Annotated in this window: 11 protein-coding genes and 1 pseudogene; 8 read left to right on the plus strand and 4 right to left on the minus strand. The window is 67.7% G+C overall.

The window, feature by feature from the left end:
* On the plus strand, positions 1–627 hold a 627-nt coding region (locus Q1V87_RS13700), incomplete at its 5' end, for an aminotransferase class III-fold pyridoxal phosphate-dependent enzyme (RefSeq protein WP_300593989.1).
* 135 nt (positions 628–762) lie between these two features.
* Here Q1V87_RS13700 and Q1V87_RS13705 read toward each other — a convergent pair.
* Positions 763–2,325, minus strand: coding sequence for a molybdopterin-dependent oxidoreductase (locus Q1V87_RS13705; RefSeq protein ID WP_300593992.1), 1,563 nt, complete (start codon positions 2,323–2,325; stop codon positions 763–765).
* A gap of 100 nt (positions 2,326–2,425) precedes the next feature.
* On the opposite strand from Q1V87_RS13705, the gene Q1V87_RS13710 reads away from it, so the two are divergent.
* The 4 genes from Q1V87_RS13710 to Q1V87_RS13725 all read left to right on the plus strand — a co-directional run bounded on the left by Q1V87_RS13710 (position 2,426) and on the right by Q1V87_RS13725 (position 6,539).
* Positions 2,426–4,102, plus strand: a complete 1,677-nt coding sequence (locus Q1V87_RS13710) for a circularly permuted type 2 ATP-grasp protein (RefSeq protein ID WP_300593995.1) — start codon at positions 2,426–2,428, stop codon at positions 4,100–4,102.
* The gene (locus Q1V87_RS13715; protein WP_300594000.1) at positions 4,096–5,028 is read left to right on the plus strand and encodes an alpha-E domain-containing protein; all 933 of its coding nucleotides are present in this window, start codon (positions 4,096–4,098) and stop codon (positions 5,026–5,028) included. Before Q1V87_RS13710 ends, Q1V87_RS13715 begins: the two co-directional genes overlap by 7 nt.
* The gene (locus Q1V87_RS13720; protein ID WP_228178390.1) at positions 5,025–5,870 is read left to right on the plus strand and encodes a transglutaminase family protein; all 846 of its coding nucleotides are present in this window, start codon (positions 5,025–5,027) and stop codon (positions 5,868–5,870) included. Before Q1V87_RS13715 ends, Q1V87_RS13720 begins: the two co-directional genes overlap by 4 nt.
* A gap of 123 nt (positions 5,871–5,993) precedes the next feature.
* Complete coding sequence (locus Q1V87_RS13725) at positions 5,994–6,539, plus strand: OsmC family protein (protein ID WP_228178391.1); 546 nt, start codon at positions 5,994–5,996, stop codon at positions 6,537–6,539.
* 9 nt (positions 6,540–6,548) lie between these two features.
* Here the strand turns inward: Q1V87_RS13725 and budA are convergent, their stop codons facing one another.
* A complete protein-coding gene (gene budA, locus Q1V87_RS13730; RefSeq protein ID WP_300594011.1) occupies positions 6,549–7,262 on the minus strand; it encodes an acetolactate decarboxylase in 714 nt (237 codons plus the stop codon).
* 88 nt (positions 7,263–7,350) lie between these two features.
* Between budA and Q1V87_RS13735 the strand changes: the two genes are divergently transcribed.
* Positions 7,351–8,481: a glycerate kinase gene (locus Q1V87_RS13735; protein ID WP_363493876.1), complete on the plus strand. Its 1,131-nt coding sequence runs from the start codon at positions 7,351–7,353 to the stop codon at positions 8,479–8,481.
* A 2-nt stretch (positions 8,482–8,483) separates the two neighbouring features.
* On the opposite strand, the gene Q1V87_RS13740 is transcribed toward Q1V87_RS13735, so the two are convergent.
* Both Q1V87_RS13740 and Q1V87_RS13745 read right to left on the minus strand, forming a co-directional pair.
* The gene (locus Q1V87_RS13740) at positions 8,484–9,764 is read right to left on the minus strand and encodes an MFS transporter (protein ID WP_292800503.1); all 1,281 of its coding nucleotides are present in this window, start codon (positions 9,762–9,764) and stop codon (positions 8,484–8,486) included.
* A gap of 5 nt (positions 9,765–9,769) precedes the next feature.
* The gene (locus tag Q1V87_RS13745; RefSeq protein WP_300594006.1) at positions 9,770–10,240 is read right to left on the minus strand and encodes a MarR family transcriptional regulator; all 471 of its coding nucleotides are present in this window, start codon (positions 10,238–10,240) and stop codon (positions 9,770–9,772) included.
* Positions 10,241–10,386: 146 nt separating this feature from the next.
* On the opposite strand from Q1V87_RS13745, the gene Q1V87_RS13750 reads away from it, so the two are divergent.
* A complete protein-coding gene (locus tag Q1V87_RS13750; protein ID WP_300594008.1) occupies positions 10,387–11,235 on the plus strand; it encodes an alpha/beta fold hydrolase in 849 nt (282 codons plus the stop codon).
* A gap of 29 nt (positions 11,236–11,264) precedes the next feature.
* Positions 11,265–11,537: pseudogene (locus Q1V87_RS13755) on the plus strand (lipoate--protein ligase family protein); the annotation flags it as partial.

Genomic DNA, 11,537 nt, shown 5'->3' on the forward strand with positions numbered 1-11,537 from the left:
GAGCCGATCCAGGGTGAGGCCGGCGTCATTGTTCCGCCGGATGGCTACCTGCGATCGGTGCGCGAGATCTGCGACCGCCACAATGTTCTGCTTATCGCCGACGAGATCCAGTCAGGTCTCGGCCGGGTGGGCGAGACCTTCGCGTGCGACCGCGAACAGGTCGTGCCCGACATGTACCTGCTCGGCAAGGCGCTCGGCGGCGGCATCCTGCCCCTGTCGGCAGTCGTGGCCGACGCCGACGTTCTCGGCGTCATCCGTCCCGGCGAGCACGGCTCGACCTTCGGAGGGAACCCGCTCGCTGCCGCGATAGGTGAGCGTGTCGTTGAGATGCTCTCGACCGGAGAGTTCCAGGAGCGAGCTCGCGCACTCGGGGAGCACCTCGAGTCGCGCCTTTCGGACCTCGTCGGGCACGGGGTGACGGCGATCCGCGTCGCGGGGCTCTGGGCAGGGATCGACATCGATCCGAAGGTCGGTACCGGACGCGAGGTCGCCGAACGGCTGCTCTCCCGCGGCGTGCTCGTCAAGGACACGCACGGTCAGACCATCCGGATCGCACCGCCCCTCGTCATCCGTGCCACCGAGATCGACTGGGCCGTCGAGCAACTCAAACTCGTCCTCGCTGCGTGACCCCCGCGCCCGGCCTGTCCTGAGGCGCGAACCCACAGCATCCTGCCCAAACCCACACGTTCTGGCGCGCGGAAGGTGTGGGTTCGGCGCGGAAGGTGTGGGTTCGGCGGACGGGGTGGATGCGGGAAGCGGGTGCTACGCGACGTTGGCGATGATGGTGTGCCAACCGGTCGCACCGTTCGGAGCCGGCGGGGCCTGATCGGATGTCTGCGTTTCGCCGTTGACGTTCGTGGCGCGGCACCGGATGGTGTGCTGACCGGCATCCGTCGCGTTCCACGGGATGCTCCACTGCACCCACGTGTCGTCGGAGATCGCGGTGGCAAGCTCGGCTTGCTGCCACGGGCCGTCATCGATCTTCACCTCGACGCCGGCTACCCCGACGTGCTGCTGCCACGCCACCCCCGCGATGACGGTCTGGCCGGCGGGCACGGTGACGCCCGAGCGGGGCACATCGATACGGGACTGCAGCTTGATGGGGCCGAGTTCCGACCAGCCGCGCGGGGTCCAGTAGCCCTCGGCCTGATCGAACCGCGTGACCTCGAGATCGACGACCCACTTGGTGGCCGATACGTATCCGTAGAGCCCGGGTACGACTATCCGCACCGGAAAGCCGTGCTCGGGCGGAAGGGGCTCGCCGTTCATGCCGATGGCGAGAATCGCATTGCGATCGTCAGTGAGCGCCTCCAGTGGCGTCCCCGCGGTGAACCCATCGACCGACGTCGACAGCACCATGTCGGCATCCGCCGTCGGGCGAGCCCGGGCAAGCAGCTCGCGGATGGGGTAACCCAGCCATACCGCGTTGCCGACGAGGTCACCGCCGACGTTGTTCGAGACGCACGTGAGTGTCGTCGTGCTCTCATCCAGCGGCAGCGCGAGCAGTTCGTCCCAGGTGAGTTCGACCTCTTCCTCGACCATGCCGTGGATGCGAAGACTCCACGTCGCAGGATCGACCTGCGGAACCACCAGGGCAGTGTCGATGCGGTAGAAGTCGGCGTTCGGCGTGATGAGGGGCGTGATCCCCTGGATGTCGAGCTCGGCGCCCGCGGGTATTGGCGGGGCGGCCGTCGCGGGCGCAGGCAGCTTCAACGCGTCGCGCACGGTCGTCACCGCTCGCGCCCCGCCGCGTGCGATGTTTCCGGCGACTGCCGCAATAACGCCGACCGCGGTTGCGCCGCCCATCCACACGAGTGCCTGGCGGCGGCTCGGTCGAGTGTCGGCATCCGTGTCGGTGGCCTCGTCATCGCGCGCCGCACTGCGCCGCAGTACCCGGATGAGGTAGTGCAGCGCAAGGACCGAAACGACGCCTGCGATGACCGAGGGAAGCCAAGCGATCCCGCTGGCATCGCTGCGAGTGAGGGCGACGACAGCGCCCACGACACCGAACGCGCCGAGAATGACCAGGCCCCACGGGGGCTTGCGCAGCTGCAGGATGCCGGCCACTCCCGCCAGCAGCACGAGGACGATCCCGATGCCTGTCAGCAGCGCGATCTTGTCGTTCGTGCCGAACAGGGCGATCGCAAGATCCTTGCCCCACGGCGGTGCGGCGTCGATGACTGCTCCGCCGATGACGGCGAACGGGCTGGAAGCCGGAGCGAGCAGGGCGGCTGACAGTTCTCCGAAGCCAGCGCCCAGGATCGCCGCGGCGGCTCCTGCGAGAGCGGCGACGGCGGTGTCTTGCCTGTGTCGGGTGTCACCCACGTCCCCGAGGCTAACCGCGTTCGCAGGGGGTGCGGCCCGTTCGTAAGGAATCCGAAAGAAGGAAACATCCGTGCAACACGGCCGCGACTAGGCTCAACCCATGGGTGACCTGTTCGACGGATACGGCTCCACCGCATCGACGCGGAAGACCTCGTCGGGCGTCCCGCCGTTCGATGAGATGTTCGCGTCTGCGCCGGCCAAGGACGGTTCCGCCGAGTCGAGACGGGCATACCGCGAGCTGTACCAGGCGCTCGCGCAGATGACCCAGGAGGAGCTGCGCGGCCGCACCGAGTCGCTGGCGAGCTCCTACCTCGCGCAGGGTGTCACCTTCGACTTCGCCGGCGAAGAACGCCCCTTCCCGCTGGATGCCGTGCCCCGCGTCATCCCCTATGACGAGTGGTCACGCGTGGAGGCGGGAGTCTCGCAGCGCGTTCGCGCACTGGAAGCGTTCCTCGACGACGCCTACGGTCGGCAACACTGCGTTCGCGACGGTGTGCTGCCAGCGGCCTTGATCGCGTCCTCGCAGTACTACTACCGTCAGGCTGCGGGAATCCACAGCGCCAACGGCGTGCGCATCCAGGTGTCGGGAATCGACCTCATCCGTGATGAGCACGGCGAGATGCGAGTCCTCGAAGACAACGTCCGTGTGCCCTCGGGTGTGAGCTATGTCATCTCCAACCGGCGGGTGATGGCTCAGACCCTTCCCGAGCTGTTCGTCTCCATGCGGGTGCGCCCGGTCGGCGACTACCCCAATAAACTCCTGGGCGCGCTGCGCGCCTCGGCGCCCCCCGGCATCGAGGACCCGAACGTCGTCGTCCTCACCCCCGGTGTCTACAACTCCGCGTACTTCGAGCACACACTGCTGGCCCGACTCATGGGTGTGGAGCTCGTCGAAGGCCGGGATCTCGTCTGCATCGGCGGCAAGGTCTTCATGCGCACGACGCGCGGGCCCCAGCGCGTCGACGTCATCTACCGGCGGGTCGACGACGACTTCCTCGACCCGCTGCAGTTCCGCGCCGACTCGATGCTCGGAGCCCCCGGCCTGCTGCTGGCGGCGCGCCTGGGCAACGTCACGATCGCCAATGCGGTGGGCAACGGCGTTGCCGATGACAAGCTGCTCTACACCTACGTTCCCGACCTCATCCGCTACTACCTCGCGGAGGAGCCGATCCTCAAGAACGTCGACACGTGGCGCCTCGAGGACCCGAACGCTCTCGAGGAGGTGCTCGACCGCCTCGACGAGCTCGTCGTGAAGCCGGTCGATGGCTCGGGCGGTAAGGGCCTGGTCGTCGGCCCGGATGCCTCACCTGCCGAACTCGAGAAGCTCCGGAAGCGCCTGCTTGCCGATCCCCGTGGCTGGATCGCGCAGCCGGTCGTCATGCTCTCGACCATCCCGACTCTCGTCGAGGACGGTGTTCGGCCACGTCACGCAGACCTGCGTCCCTTCGCCGTCAACAACGGCGACGAGGTGTGGGTGCTCCCGGGTGGTCTCACCCGCGTGGCGCTTCCCGAAGGACAGCTTGTCGTCAACTCGAGCCAGGGCGGCGGATCGAAAGACACCTGGATCGTCGGAGGTGATGCGCCGACCCACGTCGAGTACGGGCAGGGTCACGGGCTTGCCGGGCTTGTCGCCGACCAGGCGTCGGTCACCGAGGCGATCCCGATCATCTACCCCGAGCAGACCGAGCCGACGCACTCGCCGCAGGATCGTCCTCGGACGCACACCGAGCAGCAGGAGCAACAGCAGCAGCAGGCCGAGGATGGTGCGTCATGCTGAGCCGCATCGCCGAGAGCCTCTTCTGGATCGGACGCTACATCGAGCGCTCGGACGGCACTGCCCGCATCCTCGACGTGCACCTCCAGCTCCTGCTGGAGGATCCCTGGATCGACGAAGACACCGCGTGCCGGTCGCTCCTGAGCGTCATGGGCTCCGTTCCGCCGGACGGCCTCGAGGTCGTCGGGCGTAACGACGTGCTGCAGCGGCTCGCGGTCGACCGGATGAACCCCTCGAGCATCGCCTACTCGGTGGCATCCGCCCGCGAGAACGCACGCCGGGCCCGGGAGATCGTCTCGACCGAGCTCTGGGAGTGCCTCAACACCACCAACTCCCGGATGCCGCGGCGTCTGCAGACCGACAAGGTGCACGACTTCTTCCAGTGGGCCCGCGAGCGCGCCGCGCTCGCGGTCGGAGTCGTGGACTCGTCGACGAGCCGGGATGAGTCGTGGCAGTTCTTCACACTCGGGCGCAGCATCGAGCGGGCCGACATGACCGCTCGGCTCCTTGCCACGCGGTCGCTGACCGAGGCATCCGGTCCGTCCTGGACGACGATTCTGCGGTCGTGCGGCGCCTACGAAGCATACCTGCGCACCTACCGCGGCATCCCGAGCGCGCGCAATGCCGCCGAGTTCCTGCTCTTGGATCGCCTGTTCCCGCGCTCGATCATCTACTCGATCCAGCAGGCGGAGGGGTGCATGTCGGCGATCGACCCGCGTGCCGACCGCGTCGGGCACTCCAACAGCGTGCTGCGGGCCCTCGGCCGGATCCGCAACGAACTCGAGTACAAGCCCGTCGCCGACATCCTCAGCGATCTTCCCGAGGAGATGGAGCGCGTGCAGGTCGTCACCCGCGAGGCGTCGGAGGCGATCCGCCAGCGCTTCTTCCCGACGCAGGCTGAGCCGAGCTGGATCGGAGAGATCTCATGAAGCGCCTGCGCATCGAACATCAGACGGCCTTCGCCTACCAGGGGGATGTCTCGGCTTCCTACAACGAGGCGCGGATGCTGCCGGGTTCCACCGACAGCCAGTTCGTGCTGAGCGCATCGCTCGATATCGAACCGTCGACGTCGGTCAATCAGTACGTGGATTACTTCGGTACGCGCGTGACCTCGTTCGACATCCTGTCGCCTCACGCCTCGCTGACCCTCACCGCTCGCTCCCTCGTGGAGGTGCGCCCGCGTCCACTCGAGCACGCAGACATGACCTGGGATCAGCTGCGCCGGGAGGCGGCGCGTTCGGTAGAGGTCGTCGAGCAGCTCGGGCAGACCTCGCGCACCAAGCCGCATCCGGAGGTCGCGGAGATAGCCCGGGCAGTTGCTGCGCAGCACGATCAGCCGGGCCAGGCCGCCCACGCTATAGCGATGGCTATCGGGGATGCCGTCGAGTACGTCCACGGCGTGACGGGCGTCCACTCCACCGGGGCAGAAGCCTGGGAGGCGCGCAAGGGCGTCTGCCAGGACATCGCGCACATCGTGTTGGGGGCGCTGCGTGAGGTCGGCATCCCCGCCCGTTACGTCTCGGGATACCTGCACCCGAATGCCAACGCCGAGGTCGGGGTGCCCGTCGAGGGAGAGTCGCACGCCTGGGTGGAGTGGTTCTCGGGATCGTGGGAGGGCTTCGACCCGACCAACAACACCGAGATCGGAGACCGTCACGTGCTCGTAGGACGCGGCCGCGACTACAACGACGTGCCGCCTGTGCGGGGCGTGTACGCGGGACCGTTCAAGAGCGACATGTCGGTGAAGGTGACGATCACCCGCGAGGCGTGACCTGGGTGACGGAGTGTTGCGTCGCGTGACGGCGGCTGACGCGGTGTGACGCTGTGTGACCTCGTGTGACCCTTCGTGTCGGACGGAGTTCGCTGGATGCGCTCACGGGCCTACCGTCGCGTCATGACAACTCTCGCCCCCACCTCCGAAGACCTTGCTGTCGAGCGCGCGTCCCGCCTGGATGCTGCAGCATCCGCCTGGGGATCGCGGATCGACGCCGACCGCACGGCCGCCCACCTCACCTATCGCGTCCGCGGCACCGGCGAGGGAGCCGTTGCGACCCGCATCCGTGCCGGCGGACACGAGTTCGTCATCGACGAACCTGCCGCGCTTGCCGGTGACGATTCAGCTGCCAGCCCCGTCGAGTACGCGCTCGGCGCGATCGCCGCGTGTCAGGTGGTCGTTTTTCGCCTCTACGCTCACGCGCTCGGCATCGCGCTCGATCACATCGAGGTGACGGCCGAGGGAGATCTCGATGCGGCCCGATTGTTCGGCAAGGACGAGACAGTCCGCCCCGGTTTCTCCGAGGTGCGCGTTTCGATCGAGGTGAGCGGCGACGCGAGCGCAGCCGAATACGAGCGGCTGCGCCAGGTCGTCGACGCGCACTGCCCCGTCCTCGACCTGTTCGCCAATCCCACGCCGGTCACGACATCCGTGACGGTTCGCTGACCGACCTCCTCAGGACTCGGCCCGGTCGACCTGTTCGCGCAGGTCCTCCGGGTCGAGGTTTGCCTGGGCGAACTCCGGAGTGCGGGGAAGCTCAAGGTGCAGATCCGTGCCGACGCACACCTGCACCCGGCCGTGCAGCATGACGTGATCGAGCACGTGGCCGCCGCTGCGGCGCTCGTCGAGCAGCACGTGGGCGTGGTAGCCAGGAACTGACAGACCTTCCTCGAAAGCCGGCGTTCGAAAGCCCACGACAGTGCCGGAGACATCGGTGAACTCCGTCACCTTCTGCTCGGCCGTTGCCTGCACGAGAGGGCGGTACGGCTGCTGCTGCACGTGGACGGCACGCACCGTCATCCGCTCGTAGACGCCGTCCACCCGCACCGCGTACATGTAGTTGGCAGAGCCGAGCCTCTCGTCGATGAGCGCCGTGAACTCTGCCCGCGTGTTCCGCCCGGTGATCTCGAAGCTCAGGTGAGGCTCGAAGCGCGTGACGACGGCGTAGGGCACCCCTTCGCCGTCGTCTGCCACCGTAGCCGTGCCGTCATCTCGGATGCGGTAGCAGATGTCGTCGAGAAGGATGAGTTCGCCGTCGAGGCCTTCGAAGGTGCCGATTCCGAAGTCACCGCGGCGGCGGAGGCTGCCGACGGTGGTTTCGCCATCGTAGACACCGTCGAGCAGCGCCGCGATGACGCTCGTCTGGTGGATCGTGTGGCGTGAGGTCATCACTGTTCGAGGCTATCGGCGGGAGGTGCCGCTGGTGTGGGTTGCGGCGCGCAGCTACCGCGCTCGCGAAGATCCGTAGACTCGCGGCGTGACCGTGAAACGGCGCATTGTGATCGCGCCCGACAGCTTCAAGGGGTCGGTATCGGCGCGGCGTGCAGCTGACGCGTTGGCGCGGGGCTGGGGCCGGGCAAGGCCCGACGATGAGGTGATCGTTCGTCCGATGGCTGACGGCGGCGAAGGGACGCTCGACGCGTTCTTGGCGGCGATCCCCGGCGCCACGCTGCGGCCGATGCGGGCGACAGGCGCTGACGGTGAGCGCCATGACAGCGCGTGGGTGCTCGTGCCTCCGGAGGGTTCGTGGGGCGGCGCTACCGCGGTCATCGAGTTGGCGTCGACCTCGGGAATCGAAGCGCTACAGGGTCGTCTGCGTCCCTGGGATGCTGACACCACGGGGGTGGGCGAGGCGATCGTCGATGCGCTGCGAGCCGGCGTATCCCGCATCATGGTCGGTCTCGGTTCGAGTGCCTCCACGGACGGCGGGGCCGGGATCCTCCGCGCCCTGGGTGCACGCATCCTTGATGCGGATGGCGAGCCGATCGCGCCGGGCCTTCGCGGCCTCAGGGATGTCGCGAGCGTCGACCTGTCAGGGCTCGCCTCCCTGCCCTCGGGCGGCGTGATGGTGCTCGCCGACGTCGATACTCCGCTGTGCGGTCCTCGGGGCGCTGCCGCTGTCTTTGGCCCTCAGAAGGGTCTGCGTGACCACGAGATCGCCGAGGCTGATGCGGCGCTCGCGGCGTGGGCTGCGAAGATGGGGACGCCGCCGGACGTGCCGGGCGCGGGAGCCGCCGGTGGAGCCGGGTTCGCTATGCACGTCTGGGGTGCGAAGATCGTGTCCGGCGCCCGCTATGTGGCCGAACTCATCGGACTGCCCAGGCTCCTTACGCCCGACACGATCGTGGTCACGGGTGAAGGCGCCTACGATCAGGCGACAACGGCCGGGAAGGTGCCGGAGGTCGTCGCCCGGCTGGCGCAACGCACCGGAGCACGTGCGGCGCTTGTCGCGGGCCGCGTCGACGGCGCTGCCGACACTCACGCATTCGCTGCGGCACTCTCGCTCACCGAAATTGCGGGGGATCCGGCTGCCGCGTTGGCCAGTCCGGAGCGCTACCTCGAGGCCGCTGGATCCGTGCTCGCGTCACGGCTTGCGGAGCCGGCCTGACCTCAGTTCGACGCGGAAGCCTTGGCTATCGGCTGTGTGATGACCGAGAGGGGGCGCGTCTCGTCAAGTCGAAGCCGGAGCCTGCCACCCCGGTGCACTCGCCCCGACCAGACGAGCCAGGTGATGGCTATGGCCGCGGCGATCAGGGACGCGAGGGTTCCCAGCTGGATGGCGGCGCGAGGCCCGAGCTCGTCCGCAACCCAGCCGACGATCGGTGCCCCCACCGGGGTGCCTCCGAGCAGAATGGCGACGTAGATCGCCAGGACGCGCCCGCGCAGGTGAGCGTCAGTCGTTGCCTGGACGTATCCGTTGGCCGTCGAGAGGATCGTGACGACGGTGAATCCGGTGAACACCAGCGTTACGGCATACAGCGCGTACGTCGGCATGACAGACGAGATCGCTGACGCCACCGCGAATCCGAGGACCCCGGCGATCACGACCCGAACCCGCGCGCGGTCGCGCCTGGCAGCAAGCAGGGCGCCCGTGAGCGACCCGATCGCGAGCACGGAATTCAGCAGGCCGAATCCGTCGGCTCCAGCGCCGAACTCGAGAGCCATCGTGGAGGCGTAGATCGGAAAGTTCATGCCGAACGCGCCCAGCAGGAACACGACGATGAAGACCACGATCAGGTCGGGTCGGGTGGCGACATAGCGAAATCCGTCGGAGAGGCGGGAACGACCGTGGGTGACAGCGCGGGGGGTGAGCTCGTGCCGGCGCATCGCGAGCAGGGCGCCGATCGTTGCGAGAAAGGTGAACGCGTTCACGATGAACATCCATCCGGTCCCGACCAGAACGATGAACAGGCCCGCCACTGCGGGTCCGATCATCCGCGCCGCGTTGAAGGATGCCGAGTTCAGCGCCACAGCGTTGCTGGTGTTCTCCTTCGTCACCAAGTCCGAGACGAAGGCCTGGCGCGCCGGATTGTCGAAGGCGGCGACAAGGCCCAGCCCCAGGGCGAACGCATACATGAGGGGGAGCGTCATGGCGCCGGTGAGGATGAGGATGCCGATCGCCGTGGCAAGCAGCAGTGAAACGCCCTGCGTCGCGAGCAGGATGTGGCGTCGCTCGAACCGGTCGGTTGCCCACCCCGTCAGGCCCACGAGCAGGAGGGGCGGCCCGAACTGGAGGGCCATCGTGACCCCGACGGCACCCGCATCACCAGGAGTCAGCTCGGTGAGGACCACCCAGTTCTGGGCTGTCGACTGCATCCAGGCGCCGACGTTCGACACGAGAGCGCCGATGAACCAGACACGGTAATTGAAGATCCCGAGGGACCGGAACATTGTGCTCACTGCGCTGCCAGCCGCTGCAGGATCTCCGCGGCCGCAGCCAGCGTCATCCGCTCTTGTTCGCTGACGTCAGCAAGCACTGTCTCGACCCATGCATCACGGCGTCGAGTCGTCTCGTCGACAACGGCTCGCCCGGCATCGGTGATCGTGATGACGACCTTGCGACCGTCGCTGTCATCTGCTGACCGCTCGACATATCCGGCATCCTGCAGACAGTTGACCGTTCGGTTTATCGACGGCGGCGAGACCCGCTCGCGCTCCGCGAGCTGGCCGAGCGTGCGCGGTCCGTGCAGGTAAAGGCCCGCGAGAACCGCGAACTGACCATCGCTCATCGAGTCGACCGAGCGCTCCGTGCGCATCCGCCTCGCAAACCGGAAGACGCCCATGCGCAACTGCGAGGCGTCGCCGGCGAGGGGATGCGAATCAGGAGGTGATGTGGGTTCGGTCACGGTTTCTTTAGCATAGCTCATTAGTCATGCTAAAGATATAAAGCTGCGCCTTCCCGGGGCCGGGGGTTCAGATTCGCTGGTGCGCAGACCACACGGTGAGGGCTGCTGCGCAGGCCCGAGCCGCTGCGTCTCGCATCACCCTCCGTCCGGCTCGCTAAGCTTCCGGCATGCCCGAGTACACCGACGTGCACGGTGTCGAGATCGTCTACGACCTCGCCACCCCTGTCACCACTCCCCGCGGCGTCATCCATCTCTTGCACGGCGTGGGCGAGCACGCCGGTCGCTATAGCGCGCTGATCGGTGCGCTGACGGATGCCGGGTTCATCGTCTACGCCGACGATCATCGCGGCCACGGCCGCACCGGCATGCGCCAGCACGGCAGCAGTGAGCGCCTCGGTCGGCTCGGCCCCGGTGGCTTGCGCGCGACGATCGACGCGGTCTGGCAGCTCAGCGAGATGGCCAGGGCGGAGCATCCGGATCTTCCCTTCATCCTGCTCGGTCACTCGTGGGGCTCGTTCCTCGCGCAGATCCTCGTGAACCGTCATGCTGCGGCGATCGACGGACTCATCCTGAGTGGTTCGGCGCTGCGGTGGCCGGGATCGCTGAACTCGGGTGATCTGAACGCGCCGTGGCAGGGTCCGAATGCCAACGGCATGGAATGGCTCTCGACCGACCCGGCAGTGGCCGAGGAGTTCCTCGCCGATCCGCTGACGACCTCCACTCCGCTGGCAAAGCTCTTCGGTCCGCTCGACACACTCCGTCTGATCGGGAAGCCGGCTCGTCAGCTCGAGAACGATGTGCCGACCCTCATCATGGTCGGGCGCGAGGACACCGTCGGGGGTCCGCGCAGCAACCACCGGCTCGCGGATGCCTACCGCACCCGTTCGGGATTCACCGATGTCACCACGCTCGTCTACCCGGGAGCGCGGCACGAGATATTCAACGAGGCGCAGCAAGCCGAGGTTCGCGCCGATCTCTTGGCGTGGCTGGATGCCCGCTTTCCCGTCCGCGACTGACGGTTCGCGGCTCCTCCTAGGCTGGTGCCATGCACGCTGAGTACAAGGTCCCGGGCGGGAAGCTCGTCGTCGTCGACCTGGATGTCGAAGCCGGGCGCTTGGCGAACGTGCGCCTCGCTGGCGACTTCTTCCTCGAGCCCGACGATGCCCTCGTCGCGATCAACGAGGCGGTGTCGGGTCTTCCCGCCGAAGCCGATGTCCCCACGATCGCCGCGGTAGTCCGCGCGGCGCTCCCGGAAGGCGCGCAGCTTCTCGGGTTCACGCCCGAGTCCGTGGGCACCGTCGTGCGCCGGGCCCTCGTG

Source organism: Microbacterium sp., from assembly GCF_030149085.1.
Taxonomy (GTDB): Bacteria; Actinomycetota; Actinomycetes; order Actinomycetales; family Microbacteriaceae; genus Microbacterium.